An 18,277-nucleotide genomic window follows, 5' to 3' on the forward strand; every position below is an offset into this window, starting at 1 on the left:
ATCGGCGCCGACGCCCTCGCCCGCTCCACGCCCGACGGTTACACCCTGGGCGTGGCCACCGTCAGCACCATGGCCACCAACCCGGCCACCAACCCCAAGAACCCCTACAACCCGCTCAAGGACTTTGCGCCCATCACCAATATGGTGAACGTGCCCAACGTGCTGACGGTGAACCCGGCCGTGCCGGCCAAGTCGCTGGCCGAGTTCATTGCCCTGCTCAAGGCCAACCCGGGTAAATACAGCTATGCCTCGTCCGGCGCCGGCGGCATCGGCCACCTTGACGGCGAACTGTTCAAGTCCCTGACCCAGACCGACATGGTGCACGTGCCCTACCGCGGCTCGGGCCCGGCCCTGAACGACGTGATCGCCGGCCAGGTCAATGCCCAGTTCGACAACCTGCCGTCGTCCATGCCCCATATCCAGGCCGGCAAGCTGCGCGCCCTGGCCGTGGCCGCGCCCAAGCGCCTGCCCACCCTGCCCGACGTGCCCACCTTCAAGGAAGGCGGCCTGCCGGAAATGGACAACATGGCCTGGTACGGCCTGGTCGCCCCCGCCGGCACGCCCCAGGCCGTGATCGACCGCATCCACGACGCCACCGTCAAGGCGCTGAAGGACCCGAAGATCATCCAGCGCCTGGCCGATGGCGGCTCGCTGGTGGACGGCAACACGCCGGCCGAATATGCGGCGCAGATCAAGCGGGAATTGGAGCTGCGTCAGCGGATTGCCAAGGAACGTAACATCCAGTCGACGAATTAAGCGAATGGCAGAGGGGGAGCGGCCCCCTCTGCTACCATTCGCCCCGTGCGAACTGAATTCTCTCTTCTCTCATCCGCTGCCTGCGCCCTCTGCGCCCTGCGCTCGACCCTGTTGAGCTCGCAGGAAGTCGCCGCGCGTTCCGCCTACGCGCGCTCCAAGCCCGGCTGATCTGCCGGCTTGGCCGTTCCCTTTCTCTCTAAGCCACCGGCCTGCCGCCGGCCCTGGGTACGCCTGACCGCCTGACGGTTCTCGCGCCTTGGCCGAATGCCGTCCGGCACGACCGCCCTGCCATTCGGCCGGGCGCCTGGCCACGTTTCCAATCTGCCTGCCGGCTTCGTCCGGCGGCGGCGTCACGCCTTGATCGCCATTTAGCGCCATGCAACTCACCAAGAAATTCGTCAAAGCCAAGAACCCCTGCGCCGGGGGCTACAAATGGTTCCTGCGGGACCACAACGGACAGGGGGACTACCAGGCCGTCCTGGATGCCCTGGTGGCCGACGGGCGCGTGGGCGACGCCTGCTGGCTGCTGGATCAGTTCGGCCCGACCGACGCGGTGCTCAAGCTGGACACGCTGGACGCCAACGCCATCGTCTTTGCCGGCACGCTGGAGGTGCGCATGGGCATCACGGTGGACAGCGTGGTGCGCGCCGGGCGCAGCATCGTCACCGGCGGCGGCATCCGCGCCGGGGAATCGATCGTGGCGGGCGAGAACATCGTGGCCGGCGGCAACATCGCCAGCGCGGGCGATCTGCGCGCGGGCGGCGATGTGTCGGCCGAATGGGGCATCGAGGTCGCGACGGCGCTGGATTGCCGCGGCAACCTGCGCGCCAAGTGGGACATCTGCGCCGGGCAGGACCTGGCCGTGACCGGCCACCTGCGGGCCGGCCAGGACATCCAGGTGCAAGGCGCCCTGAAATGCGGCCAGGGCATCAAGGCCGGCGGCGAAGTGCAGGCGGGCAAGGACATCGACGCGGCCAGCGGCATCCAGGCCGGCGCCACCATTCGCTGCGGCGGCCACCTGGCCACGGGCTGGGGTTTGATCGCGGGCGAGGATATCTGCGCGGAAGGCTCGATCCGCGCGGGCGAAGGCGTGTGCGCCGAGGGCCGGATCGAGGCCGGGGCCGGCCATGGCGTGTATGCCGGGCTGAACGTGCGGCTCGATGCATGGTCCGTGTGCGCGCGGGTTCAAGCCTGCGAGCGGCCTGCCCAGCTGGTCAGCGGCCACTGGGCCGGCCAGGAACAGGCCGAACACGCGTAACGCGCCCGCTTGCGCGCGGCGCCGAATCCGGTCGGGTCCGGCGCCACCAGGTAAGACCAAACGCGGCGCGATGTCGTCCGACGACACCGCGCCGCACGCTGCCTCAGCCCGCAGGCCGGGCAGCCGCCGGCGTGCGCAGCACCAGCATCAATCCCAGCAGGATCGCCGCCATGCCCGCCAGGCTCAACGCGGACAGGCGATTGCCCAGCACCAGGTAGTCCAACGCCGCCGTGCCCGCCGGCACCAGGTAGAACAGGCTGGTGACGTTGACGAGGTTGCCCGCCTGGATCATGCGGTAGAACAGCAGCGTGGCGCCCACCGAGATCACCAGGCCCATCCACAGCAGCGGCACGATGAAGCCGATGTTCCATTCCACGCGGATCGGCTGGAACGGCACGAACACCAGGCACAGCGCCAGGCTGACGGCGTACTGCAGCGGCATGACGTCCATCGGCGCCTGGCGCACGCGCTTTTGCAGGATCGCGCCCGCCGTCATGCTGGCCAGCGCGGCAAACGCGAACCCCATGCCGGCCACGGAAAAGCGCGCCATGCCGATGCTCTGGTACACCACCATCACCAGGCCGCACAGCGCCAGGAACAAGCCGGCCAGCCGCGCGGGCGGATAGCGCCGTTCCATCAGCGCCAGGGTCAGGATGGGCTGTGCGCCGAGCAGCGTGGCCAGCACGCCTGGCGTGATGCCGTGGTCCAGCGCCAGCAGATAGCAGATGGAGTAGCTGCCGATCAACAAGAGACCCGTCAGCGCGACGATGCCGCGCGTGCCCGGCGCGGGCAGCAAGGGCCCGCGCCGCAGCCCCACCAGCACGCACAGCACGGCCAGGGCCAGGATGAAGCGCGCCAGCAGGAAGCCGAAGGCCGAGGCATGCGCCAGGCCCCACTTGGCGAAGATCGCGCCGCCGCTCCACAGCAGCACGAACAAGGGGGTGGACCCATAGGCGGTCCACGAATTGCGATTGAAAGACATGAAAGTTTCTACCTGTCAGGAAGGGAACAGGCTCCCGCGGCCGGCAGGCGCGTCAGGACGCACAAGTCAGGACCCACAAGTCCGGACGGCACGAGTCAAGAAGCACAGGCGGGCCAGGCACCGTCAGGCGCGCGGCGGACGCACAGGCGTCGGCGCATCAGCGCGGATGAAACGGGCAACGAGGCGGGAGCGGAAAGTCTGCGGGGGTCAGCCGACGACGGGCGTGACCGGAGCAACGGGCGGATAAGCGCCCGATACACCCGATATATCCGCGACGACGGCGCGCGGCGGCGCCACCGGCGGCGATGCCACGGGCCGGACAAAGACCGGCCGGACAGCCCTGGGCGAGGACTGCGGCGGCGAAACGACCGTGCAGACGACAGGAGAAAAGACAGGAGGCGATGCCGCATGCCGACGGCGAGCCCGCGCGCCGGCGCCCGCTGCACGGGCAGCGAAAGCGGAATCGGCGAAAGGCGTGACGTCGGGCATGGGGATCGATGGACGTTCGAGAATGAACCTGCACAGGCTACCGGCGCGGCCGGCTGTCGTCAAGCCGGGCCGGCGTTGGCGGCGGACGCATCGACGAGCGGGAAGGCCCCTGCGTTCGGTGCATCGACGAACGGAAACGCGCGCGTAACGTCGACATGCCGGTACGGCAGCTTGCGCAGGTCCGCCACGCCATGGTCAGGCGTGTCGACGATGAGGATGTCGCGCGCCAGGGGTTCGTAGAACGCGCGGAAATGCGTCTTGGAGCGCAGCACGATGATGTCGAAATCCTCGGGCCGCAGGCCGAACTGCGTGAAGGCGTCACCGTCGACCGCGAAGGCGAAATGGCTGACCACGCTGACCGAGATGCCGTTTACGTCCAGCAAGGCGCTTGCGCCCAGGTCCACCGGCATGCCGCGCATGTAGGCGCCCGACACCCGGTATTGCTTGGACCCGGCCCACAGCACACGGGCGTCGACCTCGAGCTTGGGGCCGGCCTTGTCCGAGCTGTGCGCGCCCAGCCGCAGCCGGATGCGCTGGCCCGCGCCTGCCCGGACCGCCTGCTGCGCCGCGGCCGGGTCCCAGATGAAGGGCACGGCCGCGCGCGTCACGCCACGCTGCAACAGCGCGGCCAGCAGGTAGGTCGAATCGTTCATGCGGTCGGCGTGCTCGAGCAGCACGCAAGGCCGGCCGGCGGCCGGTTCGCGGCGTAACTGTGCCAGCACCTGCTCTACCGCTGCGTCGATCTCGTACACGGGCAACGGGCGGTACAGGGCATGGCGTTGCGCATGGACCAGCCCGGACAGCGCATCGGCCGCGGCCTGGGCGCCCGCGCGGTCGGCGTCGCGCACGCACAGCACCGAAAAGCCCGTGTTGTGGGCATCGGCGTAGGAAAAGCCCGCCATGACGGAAGTATCGCTGTAGCCCGGGCACGCCGCGTCCCGCCGCATGCCCGCGTCGATGATGCTGGCAAGCGGCTGCAAGGCAGTGGCGCTGAAGATGCTGGGCACCAGCACGCCGGGCTTGGCAATGGCCCACACCGGCGCGATCTCGCCGCGCAGCGTGCGCACCAGGCAATCGGCCGCGCGTGCACCGGTGTCGCCAGTATCGGTGTGGGGCGAGCGGCGGTAGGCGAACGGCGCGGTGACGCCTTCGAGGGTGTCGGCGTCCAGGTTGCCGTGATAGTCGAACGCCACCATCAGCGGCTTGTCCGGCCCCAGGGCCTGGCGCACAAGCCGCAGGAAATGGCGTTCGGGGTCGGGATACGACGGCGCCCAGCAGGCGCCATGCAGGAACAGCAGCACGCCGTCCAACGTGTCGGCGTGCTGTCGCACGCCCTGCGCGATTTCGTCGGCGTAGCAGGCCACGGCCTCGTCCGATGCCGGCCCCACCGCGCCCAGCGCGGTGTGCACCAGCGGCACCATGTCGATGCCCTGCGCTTCACAGACCTGGATGAAACCGCCGACAACCGTGTTGGTACCGCGCAGCTCGGCCAGGATGCGTTCGCCGCGCAGCGCGACGGCGTCGAAATCGGCCTTGGTGGCTTCGATCGGCAGGAAGCTGACCGATTCGATATGGAACCCTGCGATGGCAACGCGCCAGGGCTTGCTCATGGTGTGTATCCTTTGCCGCAGCAGATGGAAACAAATGAATCCCTGTTCATTCATGAGAAACATTTGTTTCAATGCACCTTAACAAAGGCATCGGGCCCGTGCAATCCCGGGTTTGCACGGGCAGGCATCACACACGGTTATCGCGAGCCCACCGGCAGGTAGGCGCCGGACTCGACCAGGTCCTGCTCGTTGCGCTTCAGGCGCGCCACCACGTCGTCGCCGCCTTCGGCGACCAGCAGCCCCAGCAGCGCCTCGGTCACGCCCATGGCCGCGGTGACCGACGGAAAGAACGAAGCGCCGGCCACGGAATACAGCACCGTCACCTGCGCGGCGCGCGCCAGGGGCGAGGCGTCGCTGTCGGTCAGCGCGATCAGCGATGCCCCTGCTGCGCGCGCCGCATCCGCCACCGCCAGGCTTTCGCTGGAATACGGCGCAAAGCTGATGGCGACCACCACGTCGCGCGGCTCGATGGCGCGCAGCTGCATCTGCAGGTTGCCGCCCAGCCCGTCGACCAGGTGCACGCTGTTGCGGAACAGCCGATAACCATAGACCAGCGAATGGGCGATGGAAAAGCTGGCGCGAAAGCCCGCCACATGCACCTGGCGCGCCTGCTTGAGCAGCTTGGCGGCAGCCTTGAGCGACGGCAGGCATTGCTCGGCGGTGGCCGCCAGCGCCGCCTGCTGCGCGCGGAACAGGTCATCCAACAGGTCGGGCCGGCGGCTGCGCTGGGCGAGGCTGCGGGCGCGTTCGCCGTAGCCCTGCCCGTGCAGCCCCAGGTCGCCGGCAAACGCCGACTTCAGTTCGGGCCAGCCGCCATAGCCCAATTGCTGCGCCAGCCGCACCAGCGTGGCGGGCGGCACGCCCGCGCGCTCGGCCAGCGTGCGCATCGAGCCGATGACGACTTCGTTGGGATGGTCGATGACAAAGCGCGCGGCCACTTGCAGCCGCGGGCTGAGGCTGTCGAAACCGTCGATGATCTGCTGTCGGGCTTTCACGGGGTCTCCATCGCGCCGATGCGCCGCTGTTCGACGCCCAAGTCGCGCCAGGCCTCGCCATGGCAGGTGAACATCAGCACCTGATGCCGCGTTGCGGCATCGAACAGCGCGCGCTTCATCAGGTCGCGGCGGGCGTCGTCGGTATGCACCAGCGCGTCGTCCAGCACCAGCAGGGTCGGCCGACCGGCCTCGCGCAGCAGGTCGGCGTAGGCAAAGCGCGCCAGGATGCCCAACTGCTCACGGGTGCCGAAGCTGAGCGCGTCCAGCGGGTCTTCCGCGCCGGCGCGCTGCAAGGCCGCAGGCAGCAGCGCGTCATCGAGCCGCAGCGCGGAATCCGGGAACAGCAGGCCCAGGTAATGGCCCAGGCGGCGCGCCAGCGGGGCTTGCAGGCGTTGGGTAGCGGCATCGCGCTTGCCGGCCAGCAAGGTGGACAGGAGGTCCAGCGCCCGCGCGCGGCGCAGGAATTCATCGCGGCGGCGTTGCAGGCGTTCGCAGGCGGCTTGCGCCTCGGACAGCCGTTCGCCCAGGCCCTGCGCGCCGGCCTGTTCCAGCTTGCCCAGCAGTTGCTGGATGTCGCTATGGCGCTTGTGCTGGGCGTCGCGTTCGATCGCCGCGGACTTTTCAAACCGCAGCGCATCCTGTTCCAGCAGTTCGGGGCGCAGCGCGGCCAGCACAGCCTGGGCCGCTTGCAGGCGCTGTTCGAGCAGGTCGTGGCCGCTGCGCGCCTCGGCCAGCCGGCCGGCGCGGGCCTGGCGTTGGGCCGCGCGTTCGGGCGACTGCAGGTCCGCGCCGCGCGCGGCGGCCTGGGTTTCCAGCAATTGGGCGCGCGCGCTATCGGCATCCAGTGCCCGCTGGGCCGCCGCCAGGGCGTCCATGGCCTGGGCGGCGCTGCTTTCGGCGTCGCGCAACGCCTGGCGGGCCGCAGGCAGGCCATCGTCTGCATCGGTGGCAGGCGGCAAGGCCGCCAGCCGCTCGCGCAAGGCGCTGCGGCGCGCCAGCGCTTCGTCGCGCTGGCCGCGCAACACATCGATGCCTTTGGGGGCATGAATCGCCAGGGTCTTGCGCATGGCGTCCAGCTCGCGCTGCAAGGCGGCGCTGCGGGCGTGGCGTTCTTCGGCGTCGGCGGCATTGGCCACCCCCAGGCGCGACAGCAGCGCGGCGCTGGCGGCGCGCGCCTCGCCCAGCTCGCGCATCAGCGCCGGCAGGTCCTTGCCGCCCGGTTCGATGCGCAGGCGGCCCACGCCGGGCAGATCGAGTTCGGCCGCGGCGGTCAGCAGCACTTCACCGTTGCCGCCCAGCGCAGCGCCGTCCAGCCGCGCCTCGCGGCCGGGTTCGAACGTGTAGGACACGCGCGTGGCGATGGCCTGCTGCTGCAATTGCAGGTCGCCCAAGGCGCGTTCGCTTTTGCGCAGCGCCTGGATGTCGGCGTCGGCAATCTCGATGCGCACGGCCTCGGCCTTCAGGGCCGAACCTTGTTCGATGAGGTGGGTGGCTTCCTTCAGCGCACCGTCCAGGCGTTCGACGTCACGGTCCAGCTGTTGCAACTGGTGTTCCAGGTCGCGCCGGTCGGCCACGGCCTGGACCGCGGCGACGCGCTGGCGGGCCTGTTCGGCGGCGGCGGCATGCGTGTCGCGCTGCTTGCGGGCGCGGGCCAAGGGTTCCTGCGCCGCTTGGACGCGGGCGCGCGCCGCGGCGGCCTCGTCCGTCAGGGCGCGCAGGTCGGCCTCGTCCTGCTGGTCGCGGCGCACCTGCTCTTGCAGCACCGCCAGCGTCTGCGCCGCCTGGCGCTGCTCGCGTTGCAGGCCCTCGAACGCCTCGCGCTCTTTGGCGACCGCGGCCAGGCGGGCCCGGGCGTCGGCCGCGCGCGCCTCGAAGTCTTTCCACGGCTGGCCGGCTTCGGCCCGCGCATGCTCGGCGCGCAGGCTGGCCAGCCGGTCGACGTCGGCATCCAGCTGGGCCTTGGCGGCCGCGCACGTGTCGCGCTCGGCCTGGGCGCTGGCCAGGGCGTCTTCGGCATCCTTGTAGATGCCCTTGGGCCGGCCGTTGCGCGCATCCAGCAGCGCGGCCCGTTCGGCGGCCACGCGCTCGTACAAGCGGTCGCCGTCGCCCGACGCCAGTTCGCCCGACAGTTGCGTCAGCGCTTCGCGCAGGTGGCCGCCGGCGTGGCCCGCGGCCGCTTGCAGGTTCTGGCCGTCACCCTGCTGGATCCACAGCAGCCCGGGCACGCCGGCCAGGTCGGGCTTGCTTTGCCCGCGCGTGGCCAATTCAAAGCCCAGCAAGGCGGCCAGCGCGTTCTCGGCCTCTTCGCCTTCCAGGCGCTGGGCGCCATTGTCGATCAGCAATTCGCAGCGGGCGCGCGACAGGAACTGCTTTTTCAGGAGATAGTCGTGGCCCGCGTGGGCGAACGCCAGTTCCACGCTGGGACGCGCGCCGGACTCGCCGCGCGGCGCCAGGTCGGCCACGGTGCGGGTGCTGTAGCGTTCCAAAAACGCGGCGCGTATGGCCGCGGCCACCGTGCTCTTGCCGGCCTCGTTGGGGCCGACGAACAGATTCAGCCCGTCTTGCAGATCGTCCAGCACCAGGGGCTGGCGGAACTTGCGGAATTCTTCCAGGGCGATGCGCGAGAGCTTCATTGCAGGCTCCCCTGGGTGGCGGCGTCACGGCCCGCGGCATCGCGAGGCGCGGCATTGCCCCCTGCCCCATCGCGCTGGAACCGCAGCAACAAGCGCAACGCCTCGCTGGCAACCGCCGCCTGTTCGGGGTCGGCCTGCATCGCCTGCAATTGCGTCGCCACCTCGCCCACGTACCCGCTGGCGCCCAGTTGCGCCAGGTCGGCTTCGTCAGGTTCGAGCAGCAGCCCGGAAAAATCCGACAGCACGGCGCGCGCCTGCGCCGCGGCCTGGTCCACCGCCCACTGCAGCGCTTCCCAGGTGGGCACATTGACGTGGCCCTGCAATTCCAGGCGCAGCACGTCTTCGGCCCGCAGGCCGGCCAGGCGTTGCGCCAGCGCCTGCGCGTCGGTGGGCAGGCTGAGCGTTTCGGTCCAGGCCGACCAGCGGTACTTGCCGGTGGCCACGCGTTCCACCACCGGCACCGCGCCCGGCGCCGCGATCCGCACGTCCAGCACATAGCCGGGTTCGTTGCCCCGGAAGCGGTCTTGTTCCGGCGTACCGGCGTACCAGGTGCGTTCGTCGATGGCCAGGCAACCATGCCAGTCGCCCAGCGCCAGGTAGTCCAGCCGCGCACGCGCGGCGCGGTCGGGCGCGATGGGGTTGGTGGCGTCGATGGTGTCGGGCAGCCGGCCCGCCACGCTGCCGTGCGCCAGGCCGATGCGCAGGCGGCCCGGCTCGGTGTCCATGGCGTCGAAGGCCTGCGTGACGTCGTCGTAGGTGTGCCGCTGGGTCAACGGCGCGGCCAGCACGGCCAGGTTCTGCGCGGGCAGGTCCACCACGCCGGGGCGCAGCGGCACGTGCACATTGGGCGCAATGCAGTCCAGTTGCGCGGCGCGGCTCCAGACGCTGTCGGCCAGCGCGGCGTCGTGGTTGCCGGCGATCATGACCCATGGCCCGCTGTATGCGGCCAGCGCGGCGAACAGCCGACGGATGGTGCGGTCGGACACGCCCTGCGTGTCGAACACGTCGCCGGCCACCAGTACCGCGTCCACCTGGCGCTCGGCGGCCAGCGCCGCGATGCGGGCCACGACGTCCAGCCGGGCCTCGGCCAGCAAGGCGGCATCGTCGGTGTCGAACTGGCCGTATTGACGGCCGATCTGCCAATCGGCGGTATGCAGGAAATGAGTCATGCCCGGATTGTAGAGGCCGGCGGCCCGCCAAAGAACAATGGCCCGACCGGCATGTTGCGCCGAGCGGGCCATTGAGGCGCCAGCTTATGGCCGGCGGCCGGAAAAAACGGAAAACCGGCGGACGTCAGGCGCCCTTGCCGTCCAGCACCAGCGGCCGGTGGGCCGACGTGTGGCGGTCGTAGCGGGACAGGTCCAGGCCGTCGGTGCGGATCTGCGGACGCTGGCCCATGACCTGGTCGGCCACCAGCTTGCCGGAACCGCAGGCCATGGTCCAACCCAGGGTACCGTGGCCGGTGTTCAGGAACAGGTTGCCGTAGCGGGTCGGGCCGACGACCGGCGTGCTGTCCGGCGTCATGGGGCGCAGGCCGGTCCAGAACTCGGCGCGGGGCACGTCGCCACTGCCCGGGAACAGGTCGTTGACGACCAGTTCCAGCGTCTTGCGGCGCGCGTCTTTCAGGCGCAGGTCAAAGCCCGACAGTTCGGCCATGCCGCCCACGCGGATGCGGTTCTCGAAACGCGTGACGGCGATCTTGTAGGTTTCGTCCAGGATGGTGGACACCGGGGCGGCGGCCTCGTCCTTCATGGGGATGGTCAGCGAATAGCCCTTGACCGGGTACACCGGCAGGTCCAGCCCCAACGGTTCCAGGAAGCCGCGGGTGTAGCTGCCGAACGCCGCCACGTAGCGGTCGGCGGTCAGCACCTGGTCGCCGACGCGCACGCCGGTCACCTGGCCGCCGGCCGTGTTCAGGCCGGCCACCGGCTGGTTGTAGCGGAAGTCCACGCCCAGCGCCGCGGCCATCTCGGCCAGGCGGGTGGTGAAGAGGCGGCAGTCGCCGGTTTCGTCGTTGGGCAGGCGCAGGCCGCCGGCCAGCTTGTGCAGCGAGCGCGCCAGGGCGGGCTCGGCGCCCACCAGGCGGTTGCGGTCCAGCAGTTCGTAGGGCACGCCGACTTCCTCGAGCACGGCGATGTCGCGGCGCGCGGCTTCCATCTGGGCGTCGGTGCGGAACAGCTGCAGCGTGCCGCGCGTGCGTTCTTCGTAATGGATGCCGGTGTCGATGCGCAGTTCGCGCAGGCAGTCGCGGCTATATTCAGCCAGGCGCAGCATGCGTTCTTTATTGACGGCGTAGCGCTCGGCCGAACAGTTGGCCAGCATGGCCGCCATCCATTTCAGCTGGTACAGGCTGCCGTCCAGGCGGATTGCCAGCGGCGCGTGCTTCTTGAACAGCCACTTGATCGCCTTGAGCGGAATGCCGGGCGCGGCCCACGGCGTGGAATAGCCCGGCGAGACCTGGCCGGCATTGGCGTAGCTGGTTTCCTGGGCGGCGCCGGGCTGGCGGTCCAGCACCGTCACTTTGGCCCCCTGGCGGGCCAGGTAATAGGCGGTCGTGGTGCCGATGACGCCGCTGCCGAGGACGATCACATGCATGATTCTTTCCGAAGTTTGGTTTTGGTCAGGAATTTCGGTAGTCTATGAGCCTCATCGCAGTGAAAAACACTGATTATTTTTCTTTGGCAGTGCTTTTTCTCGGGCACCCCTGCTTTTTTGCCTCCCAAAAGTGAAATGCGCGACCTGGACCGTATCGACCTGAAAATCCTGGATATCCTGCAGCGGGAAGGCCGCATAGCGGTCACCGAATTGGCCGAGCGGGTCAGCCTGTCGGCCACCCCCTGCTCGGACCGGGTCAAGCGCATGGAACGCGAAGGCGTCATCACCGGTTACCATGCGCGCGTCAACCCGGCCGCCCTGGGCAAGAACCTGCTGGTCTTCCTGGAAATCAAGCTGTCCGCCAAGTCGGGCGACGTGTTCGACAAGGTGAAAAAAGAATTGCTGTATGTACCCGAGGTCATGGAATGCCACCTGGTGTCGGGCGACTTCGACTACCTGGTCAAGGCCCGCCTGACCGAAATGAACGAATACCGCCGTCTGCTTGGTGAAATCCTCAAGCGCCTGCCCGCCTCGGCGGAATCGCGCAGCTATGTGGTGATGGAGGAAATCAAGGAGACCCTGTACCTGCCCGTCGACCGGTAACGCTTACCGCGCCTTGTTACCCGGCCGGCTGCCGTCGGCTGCTATGCTGGCGGCCGTTCCGGTCCGTGCCCGCCCGGCCCGACCCCGATTTTCTTGCTTTTTCTCGACTATGACCCGTCTTTACAAATACTTCTTCCGCGGCCTGATCACCGTCCTGCCGCTCGCGCTGACCATCTACGTGCTCTATATCTTCCTGGCGTGGACGGAAGCGGTGGCGCTGACGTTCCTGCGCCCGTTCATCGGCGGCTTCTATTTCCCCGGGCTGGGCCTGCTGCTGGGCATCCTGGGCATCCTGGCGATCGGCTACCTGGTATCCAAAGAACGGGTCAAGCGCGTGCTGCTGCTGGTGGAAATGCCCTTCACCAACCTGCCCGTGGTCAAGAGCATCTATTCGTCGCTCAAGAGCTTTGCCGATTACTTCTCGCCCGGTTCCAAGAGCACCGCCCAGCAGGTCGTGGTGCTGCGCATTCCCGGTCAGCAGCTGGAACTGGTCGGCCTGATCACGCGGCGCAACCTGGACGGCCTGCCCGAGGGTTTCACGCAGGGCGACCGCGTAGCGGTGTACCTGCCCATGGGCTACATGATCGGCGGCTATACCGTGTTCGTGCCGCAGGAATGGGTGCAGCCCATCCAGATGTCGGTCGAGGAAGCCATGCGCTCGTCGCTGATCGCCTGGATGGCGCGCGCGGAATCCGGCAACGTCCGGCCGGCCCCGGTCGACGTGGCGGGCGTCGTCCCGACGGCGACGCCCATTGCCCCCACGACGGGCGGCACTGCCGATGGCACCCACGGCAATCCCCCCGGCGGCAACCCGCCCGGCAGCCAAGGCTGATCGGCCCGCTTTTTCTTTCAACGGTTTTTCGCGACATGCCCATCATTGAATTCACGCTTGCCGAAGGCAGCCCCTATATTGAAGTGAACCAGCTGCTGAAAGCCACCGGCGTGTGCGACAGCGGCGGCGCCGGCAAGATGCTGGTGGCCGACGGCCACGTCAGCGTCGGCGGCGTGGTCGAAAGCCGCAAGACGGCCAAGATCCGCCCGGGCCAGATCGTCACCTGCGGCGACGTCCGCATCGTGGTGCGCGAAGCATGAAGCTCAAGATGTCGCAGAACTCCATCTTCGCGGTGCTGCTGCGCTCGCCGTGGTGGATGAGCGCCGGGGTCGCCCTGGTGCTGGCCGTGGGCGGTTTCGCCGCCCTGCCGCTGGACTACGCCGCCATGGGCGTGTTTGCGGCCGTGCCGTTCGCGGTGATCGCCATCATGGCAGCCTACAAGCAGTTGCGCGCCCCGTCGGGCGCCCGGGTCGAGGCCGTGGCGCAAGCCGCCGCGGCCATGTCCTGGACCGAATTCGCCACGGCCGTCGAAGCGGGCTTTCGCCGCGACGGCTGCGAAGTCGAACGGCTGCAGGCGCCGGGCGCAGACTTCGCGCTCAGCAAGGATGGCCACGTGGCGCTGGTCAGCGCCAAGCGCTGGAAGGCCGCCCGCACGGGCGTAGAACCGCTGCGCGAATTGCAGGCCGCGCGGGAAAAGCGCGGCGCGCGCGAAGCCATCTACATCGCCTTGGGCGAGGTGTCGGACAACGCCCTGCAATACGCCCGCGCCCAAGGCGTGTCGCTGATGGCCGCGCCCGAACTGGCCAAGCTGCTGCGCGACCTGAAGCCCTGATCCCTGCCTGACCGCGGCATGCGCCTCAGGCGCGCCCCCCTTGCCTGAACCTGGAGAACACCCCGCATGACCTATCGCCTGATGGCCGACGCAGTACTGGTACTGCATGGCCTGTTCGTCGCCTTCGTCGTGTTCGGCGGCCTGCTGGCGCTGTGGCGCTGGCGCCTGGCCTACCTGCACCTGCCTGCACTGGCGTGGGGCGCCATGGTCATCGGCATGGGCTGGATCTGCCCGCTGACGCCCCTGGAAGTATCGCTACGCCACCAGGCGGGCCAGGAAGGCTACGGCGGCGGTTTCATCGAGCACTACATCCTGGCCGCGATCTACCCGGATGGCCTGACGCGCAACGTGCAGATCCTGCTGGCGGTCTTGCTGGTGGTGGGCAATCTCATCATCTACACGGTGTGGGCCCGCCGCCGCCGCGCCAGCCGCGGCAAACCCGCGGCGACCCTCCTCAGCCGACGCGCACGCTCGTAGTCGACGGCCTCTTCCCTGCATCCGGAGTTCCGCATGAGCTTCCTGAAGAAAATCCTGGGCCAGCAGCCCTCGCCGGCCGAAGCCGAAGCGCCCGCCGTCAGCGATCCGTCGCAAGACCCGAACCTGATCCGTGCGTTTGACGCCTACGGCCGCGAAATCTTCGTGACGCGCGAGCAATGGCGCGACAACGTGCTGGCCGGCGCCATCGAACGCCACCGGGACGATGCCGATTCGCTGGCCAGCCTGATCATCCAGTCGCTGGGGGATGGCTTCGTCGATGAAATGCTCAAGCCGGCCGAACGCCTGGTCGCCCTGGAACCTGCCGCCGAGCGCGCCGCGGTGCTCCTGGCCATCGTCTACATGAAGACCGGCCGGCTGGACGACAGCGAACGCGTGCTGCTGGCCTACATGCAGCAGCATGGCGAAACCGGCGTCACCCTGACCAACCTGGCCAAGATCCACGACGAACGCGGCGACGAGGCCCGCGCCCGCGACACCCTGTGGCGCGCGCTTGAACGGGACCCCAACCAGGAAAACGGCCTGGGCTGGTACGAGGCCATCCACCGCGAATACGGCGGCGACGTGGCCGGCGTGACCGCCATGCGCAAGGTCGCGGCGCTACCCGGCAGCTGGCGCGCGCAGCTGTGGCTGGCGCACGCCGAACTGGGCGCGCACAACCTGGCCGGCGCGCTGGCGCTGTACCGCGAAGCCCTGGCCCGCGCCGGCACGCCCACACCCGCCGGCCTGCTGCTGCAGCTTAGCGCCGACCTGGGCAATGCCGGCGCCATCGAACCCATCCTGCAACTGGCCGGACCGCGCTTTGACGCGGCGGCGCATGGCGTCATGGTCGGCAACAACCTGATCCGCGCCCACGCCGAACTGGGCCAGTACGACGACGCCCGCCGCATTCTCGACCAGCTCTACGCGCAGCAGCGCCCCGACTGGCAGGAAAACCTGGCGTACTGGGACACCGAACTGGCCCGCGCCGCGCTGGGCGACGGCAGCGTGCCCGAATCCACCGAAATGCGCTTTGCCATGCTGCTGGGCCGCGGCCCGGTGTGGCTGGCGCCCGAGTCGCCGGCCGCCGCGCTGTTCGACCCGATTGCGCCGAATCGTCCGCTGGTGTCATTCCTGGGCGGCTCGGCCGAGGTCGACGCCGCGCCCGACCACGCCGAACGCCAGCTGGCCGACGCCACCGGCCGCCTGAGCCGCGCGCTGCCGCTGTACTTCAACGAGCAACTGGCGCTGCGCTGCGGCCTGCGCACGCAGACGCTGGTGCCCTGGCTGACGGAACCCGAACCGGGCTTCGTGCTCAGCGGCGTGGCCTGGGACGACGCCGATGCCATCCGCTACGCCCAGCAATGCGAGGCCCAGAGCGACTTCGTGGTGATCTCGCACCTGGTCACCACCAGCGAGCCCTGGCAGGCCCAGGTGCGCGTGCTGCGCACGGATGACGAGGAATGCGTCGGCACCTTGAGCGCCCATTTCCCCATGGCCGACCCCACGGCCGCCCTTCAACGCCTGACCGAAGACCTGGTGGCGCTGGTGGCCCGCGCCACGGCGCAGGCTCCCAGCAACGCGCCCCGCAACTACACGGTGCCGGACGGCGCGGCGTTCCCGCGCTACCTGCTGCGTCTGGAGCAACTGCTGGCCGTGCGCTGCAACGGTGCCAACGACAAGCACCCCGGCCACCTGAACGGCGAACGCGAGATCCTCGACGGCAATATCCGCCAGTGCCTGGACTTTCCGCACTGCGTCAATGCCCGGCTGCTGCTGGCGCAGACCGTGCGCGCCATGCAGCAGATCCGGCCCGACGTGGTGAAGGAGTTCGAGGACAAGATCGCCCTGTTGCAGCGCGAGCAGCCGCTGGCACCCGAGGCGCAGGCAGTGGTGCAGGCCTTGCTGGATTGACCCCTTACAACGCCCGCGCGATCACCAGCCGCTGGATGTCGCTGGTGCCCTCGTAGATCTGGCACACCCGCACATCACGGTAGATGCGTTCCACCGGAAAGTCGGCCAGGTAGCCATAGCCGCCCAGCGTCTGGATCGCGGCCGAACACACTTTTTCGGCCATTTCCGACGCAAACAGCTTGGCCATCGACGCTTCGGTCAGCGCCGGCCTGCCAGCCTCGCGCAGCGCCGCGGCGTGCAGCACCATCTGGCGGGCCGCGTGAATCTGGGTGGCCATGTCGGCCAGGCGGAACGACACCGCCTGGTGTTCCATGATGGGCTTGCCGAACGCCTGGCGATCGCGGGCGTAGTCGCGCGCGCATTCAAACGCCGCGCGCGCCATGCCCACCGATTGCGAGGCGATGCCGATGCGGCCGCCCTCCAGGTTCGACAGCGCGATCTTGTAGCCCTCGCCCTCTTCGCCCAGGCGCCACGCGGCCGGAATGCGCATGTCTTCAAACGCAATCTGGCAGGTGTCCGACAGATGCTGGCCCAGCTTGTCTTCCACCCGCACCACCTGGTAGCCCGGGGTATCGGTGGGCACGATGAACGCCGAAATGCCGCGCTTGCCGGCCTGCGGGTCGGTCACGGCGAACACGATCACGGTCTGGCCCGTGCGGCCCGAGGTGATGAATTGCTTGGCGCCATTGATGACGTAGTGGTCGCCGTCGCGCACCGCGCGGGTGCGCAGGCTGCTGGCGTCCGACCCGGCCTGCGGCTCGGTCAGTGCAAAGCCGCCGATGTGCTGGCCGGTGGCGAGGGGTCGCAGGAACTGTTCTTTCTGCGCGTCGGTGCCGTACTTCAGGATCGGCATGCAGGCCACCGAGTTGTGCACGCTCATGATGGTGGAGCAGGCGCCGTTGCCGGCCGCGATTTCCTCCAGCGCCACCGCGTACGACAGGTAGCCGCTGGCGTTGCCGTCCCATTCCTCGGGCACCAGCATGCCGAAGAAACCCAGCTGGGCCATCTCGGCAATGGCGTCAGCCGGATAATGGTGGTCGCGGTCCCAGCGTTCGGACTGGGGCGCCAGGCGTTCCTGGGCGAAACGGCGCGCCATGTCCTGGACGCTGAGCTGTTCTTCGGTCAATAGCATGGTTGTCTCCTGTGCGGGCAGTACCAGGCTGGCGCGGGTGGGCGCCGCCCGTGTTTTCTTGCGCGGGCCGGCCGCCCGGGATGCGGGCGTGGCACGATTGCGAGAATACACCGGCGGCGGCTATCTGACCCCGCCGCCACCCCGCTTCAGGCGGCCCGCCCCTCGGGCCCTGTCAGCCCGCCGGATCGTCCAGGATGCCGGTGACGAAATCGATGAAGGCCCGCACCTTTGCCGCCGGCAAATGGCGCGACGGATACAGCGCGTACAGCGCATAGCGGTCGCCGATATAGTCGGGCAATAGTTCGACCAGCTTGCCCTGGCGGATCAGTTCCTCGACGCCGCTGGCCTTGAAACGGGCAATGCCCGCACCGCCCAGGCAGGCGCCCAGCATCGTCCAGCCGTCGGTCAGGTGCAGCGGCCCCGAGGTTTCCACGCGCGTGGTCCGGCCTTTCTTGCGGTAGTTCCATTCCAGCAGCTGGCCGGTCATGGTGCTGCGCATCTGGATGCAGGCGTGGCGCGCCAGGTCGGCCGGAGCCGTCGGGACGCCGTGCTTGCGCAGATAGGACGGCGCCGCCACCGTGACCGAGCGGGTATCAAGCAGCTTGCGCGAGACCAGCGACGACGACGGCGGTTCGCCGAAGCGCACCGCGATGTCGAAACCGTCGGACACCAGGTCGCCCAGCTGTTCGCGCGTGGCCAGATCCAGCGTCAGGTCCGGGTGGCGTTCCAGGAACCGCGCCAGGTGCGGCGCCAGGATCAGGCGGGCAAAGAACGCGTCTACATTGACGCGCAAGCGCCCCTTGACCGCCGCCGACGCACCGCCGGCGGTGGCGATGGCCTCGCCGATGCCCGCCACCAGCGGATTGATCTGCTCGTACAGCCGGCGGCCCTCGTCCGTCAGCGCCACGGCCCGGGTGGTGCGATCCAGCAGGCGCACGCCCACGCCGGCCTCCAGCCGCCCCACCGCGCGGCTGACCCCGGATGCGGTGATGCCCAGCGCCTCGGCCGCGCGCGCGAAGCTGCCGCTTTCCACCACGGCGGTCAGCACCCCGATGTTTGCCAATACCCGGCCATCCAGCGCCATATCGAAGACTCCTGATCTGAAGTCATGAATGTTATGACTGAATTGCCATTCTCTCAACAAAGGCCGCGCACTACGATTTGCCCCGGCG

At 69.0% G+C, this 18,277-nt stretch carries 16 protein-coding genes; 8 read left to right on the plus strand and 8 right to left on the minus strand.

Annotated features, from left to right (window positions below):
• Positions 1-756, plus strand: a 756-nt coding sequence (locus AC6LJ2_RS18425; RefSeq protein WP_498151894.1) for a tripartite tricarboxylate transporter substrate-binding protein, incomplete at its 5' end; no start/stop codon positions are given.
• A 376-nt stretch (positions 757-1,132) separates the two neighbouring features.
• Positions 1,133-2,014 carry a FapA family protein gene (locus tag AC6LJ2_RS18430; protein WP_263913264.1) on the plus strand — a complete coding sequence of 294 codons (882 nt, stop codon included), beginning with the start codon at positions 1,133-1,135 and terminating at the stop codon, positions 2,012-2,014.
• A 103-nt stretch (positions 2,015-2,117) separates the two neighbouring features.
• Here AC6LJ2_RS18430 and AC6LJ2_RS18435 read toward each other — a convergent pair whose 3' ends face one another.
• The 6 genes from AC6LJ2_RS18435 to AC6LJ2_RS18460 form a co-directional block, all read right to left on the minus strand.
• Positions 2,118-2,996, minus strand: a complete 879-nt coding sequence (locus AC6LJ2_RS18435) for a DMT family transporter (RefSeq protein ID WP_498151895.1) — start codon at positions 2,994-2,996, stop codon at positions 2,118-2,120.
• Between the two features lie 548 nt (positions 2,997-3,544).
• Positions 3,545-5,095, minus strand: a complete 1,551-nt coding sequence (locus AC6LJ2_RS18440; RefSeq protein ID WP_263913262.1) for a M81 family metallopeptidase — start codon at positions 5,093-5,095, stop codon at positions 3,545-3,547.
• 137 nt (positions 5,096-5,232) lie between these two features.
• Positions 5,233-6,090 (minus strand): MurR/RpiR family transcriptional regulator, encoded by an 858-nt coding sequence (locus AC6LJ2_RS18445; protein ID WP_498151896.1) that lies wholly within the window; start codon positions 6,088-6,090, stop codon positions 5,233-5,235.
• A complete protein-coding gene (locus AC6LJ2_RS18450) occupies positions 6,087-8,723 on the minus strand; it encodes an AAA family ATPase (protein ID WP_498151897.1) in 2,637 nt (878 codons plus the stop codon). The genes AC6LJ2_RS18445 and AC6LJ2_RS18450 overlap by 4 nt, the downstream gene beginning before the upstream one ends.
• On the minus strand, positions 8,720-9,892 hold the full coding sequence (locus AC6LJ2_RS18455; RefSeq protein WP_445656476.1) for a metallophosphoesterase family protein: 1,173 nt from the start codon (positions 9,890-9,892) through the stop codon (positions 8,720-8,722). The genes AC6LJ2_RS18450 and AC6LJ2_RS18455 overlap by 4 nt, the downstream gene beginning before the upstream one ends.
• Before the next feature lie 124 nt (positions 9,893-10,016).
• A complete protein-coding gene (locus AC6LJ2_RS18460) occupies positions 10,017-11,318 on the minus strand; it encodes a D-amino acid dehydrogenase (protein WP_263913258.1) in 1,302 nt (433 codons plus the stop codon).
• A 135-nt stretch (positions 11,319-11,453) separates the two neighbouring features.
• Here AC6LJ2_RS18460 and AC6LJ2_RS18465 point away from each other — a divergent pair, with 135 nt between their 5' ends.
• The 6 genes from AC6LJ2_RS18465 to AC6LJ2_RS18490 all read left to right on the plus strand — a co-directional run bounded on the left by AC6LJ2_RS18465 (position 11,454) and on the right by AC6LJ2_RS18490 (position 15,973).
• Entirely contained in the window at positions 11,454-11,921 is a 468-nt protein-coding gene (locus AC6LJ2_RS18465; RefSeq protein ID WP_263913257.1) for an Lrp/AsnC ligand binding domain-containing protein, read from the plus strand.
• Between the two features lie 109 nt (positions 11,922-12,030).
• Positions 12,031-12,753 carry a DUF502 domain-containing protein gene (locus tag AC6LJ2_RS18470; RefSeq protein WP_263913256.1) on the plus strand — a complete coding sequence of 241 codons (723 nt, stop codon included), beginning with the start codon at positions 12,031-12,033 and terminating at the stop codon, positions 12,751-12,753.
• Positions 12,754-12,788: 35 nt separating this feature from the next.
• Positions 12,789-13,013, plus strand: coding sequence for an RNA-binding S4 domain-containing protein (locus AC6LJ2_RS18475; protein WP_025136391.1), 225 nt, complete (start codon positions 12,789-12,791; stop codon positions 13,011-13,013).
• Positions 13,010-13,585 carry a restriction endonuclease gene (locus tag AC6LJ2_RS18480; RefSeq protein ID WP_263913254.1) on the plus strand — a complete coding sequence of 192 codons (576 nt, stop codon included), beginning with the start codon at positions 13,010-13,012 and terminating at the stop codon, positions 13,583-13,585. The genes AC6LJ2_RS18475 and AC6LJ2_RS18480 overlap by 4 nt, the downstream gene beginning before the upstream one ends.
• A gap of 66 nt (positions 13,586-13,651) precedes the next feature.
• A complete protein-coding gene (locus tag AC6LJ2_RS18485) occupies positions 13,652-14,062 on the plus strand; it encodes a DUF2784 domain-containing protein (RefSeq protein WP_498151898.1) in 411 nt (136 codons plus the stop codon).
• 33 nt (positions 14,063-14,095) lie between these two features.
• Positions 14,096-15,973 carry a tetratricopeptide repeat protein gene (locus AC6LJ2_RS18490; protein ID WP_498151899.1) on the plus strand — a complete coding sequence of 626 codons (1,878 nt, stop codon included), beginning with the start codon at positions 14,096-14,098 and terminating at the stop codon, positions 15,971-15,973.
• A 4-nt stretch (positions 15,974-15,977) separates the two neighbouring features.
• Here the strand turns inward: AC6LJ2_RS18490 and AC6LJ2_RS18495 are convergent, their stop codons facing one another.
• Together AC6LJ2_RS18495 and AC6LJ2_RS18500 are read right to left on the minus strand one after the other, a co-directional pair.
• Positions 15,978-17,105 (minus strand): acyl-CoA dehydrogenase family protein, encoded by a 1,128-nt coding sequence (locus AC6LJ2_RS18495; protein ID WP_263913251.1) that lies wholly within the window; start codon positions 17,103-17,105, stop codon positions 15,978-15,980.
• 172 nt (positions 17,106-17,277) lie between these two features.
• Positions 17,278-18,189 carry a LysR family transcriptional regulator gene (locus tag AC6LJ2_RS18500; protein ID WP_445656480.1) on the minus strand — a complete coding sequence of 304 codons (912 nt, stop codon included), beginning with the start codon at positions 18,187-18,189 and terminating at the stop codon, positions 17,278-17,280.
• Positions 18,190-18,277 lie beyond the last annotated feature (88 nt).

It is taken from the genome of Achromobacter sp. 1014246743 (assembly GCF_059760725.1).

What these genes read in the sequence shown, in the direction of transcription:
- AC6LJ2_RS18430 (WP_263913264.1), top strand. Translation starts at nt 1,133, where the DNA reads ATGCAACTCACCAAGAAATTCGTCAAAGCCAAGAACCCCTGCGCCGGG.
- AC6LJ2_RS18435 (WP_498151895.1), bottom strand. Translation starts at nt 2,996, where the DNA reads ATGTCTTTCAATCGCAATTCGTGGACCGCCTATGGGTCCACCCCCTTG.
- AC6LJ2_RS18440 (WP_263913262.1), bottom strand. Translation starts at nt 5,095, where the DNA reads ATGAGCAAGCCCTGGCGCGTTGCCATCGCAGGGTTCCATATCGAATCG.
- AC6LJ2_RS18450 (WP_498151897.1), bottom strand. Translation starts at nt 8,723, where the DNA reads ATGAAGCTCTCGCGCATCGCCCTGGAAGAATTCCGCAAGTTCCGCCAG.
- AC6LJ2_RS18455 (WP_445656476.1), bottom strand. Translation starts at nt 9,892, where the DNA reads ATGACTCATTTCCTGCATACCGCCGATTGGCAGATCGGCCGTCAATAC.
- AC6LJ2_RS18460 (WP_263913258.1), bottom strand. Translation starts at nt 11,318, where the DNA reads ATGCATGTGATCGTCCTCGGCAGCGGCGTCATCGGCACCACGACCGCC.
- AC6LJ2_RS18465 (WP_263913257.1), top strand. Translation starts at nt 11,454, where the DNA reads ATGCGCGACCTGGACCGTATCGACCTGAAAATCCTGGATATCCTGCAG.
- AC6LJ2_RS18470 (WP_263913256.1), top strand. Translation starts at nt 12,031, where the DNA reads ATGACCCGTCTTTACAAATACTTCTTCCGCGGCCTGATCACCGTCCTG.
- AC6LJ2_RS18475 (WP_025136391.1), top strand. Translation starts at nt 12,789, where the DNA reads ATGCCCATCATTGAATTCACGCTTGCCGAAGGCAGCCCCTATATTGAA.
- AC6LJ2_RS18480 (WP_263913254.1), top strand. Translation starts at nt 13,010, where the DNA reads ATGAAGCTCAAGATGTCGCAGAACTCCATCTTCGCGGTGCTGCTGCGC.
- AC6LJ2_RS18485 (WP_498151898.1), top strand. Translation starts at nt 13,652, where the DNA reads ATGACCTATCGCCTGATGGCCGACGCAGTACTGGTACTGCATGGCCTG.
- AC6LJ2_RS18490 (WP_498151899.1), top strand. Translation starts at nt 14,096, where the DNA reads ATGAGCTTCCTGAAGAAAATCCTGGGCCAGCAGCCCTCGCCGGCCGAA.
- AC6LJ2_RS18495 (WP_263913251.1), bottom strand. Translation starts at nt 17,105, where the DNA reads ATGCTATTGACCGAAGAACAGCTCAGCGTCCAGGACATGGCGCGCCGT.
- AC6LJ2_RS18500 (WP_445656480.1), bottom strand. Translation starts at nt 18,189, where the DNA reads ATGGCGCTGGATGGCCGGGTATTGGCAAACATCGGGGTGCTGACCGCC.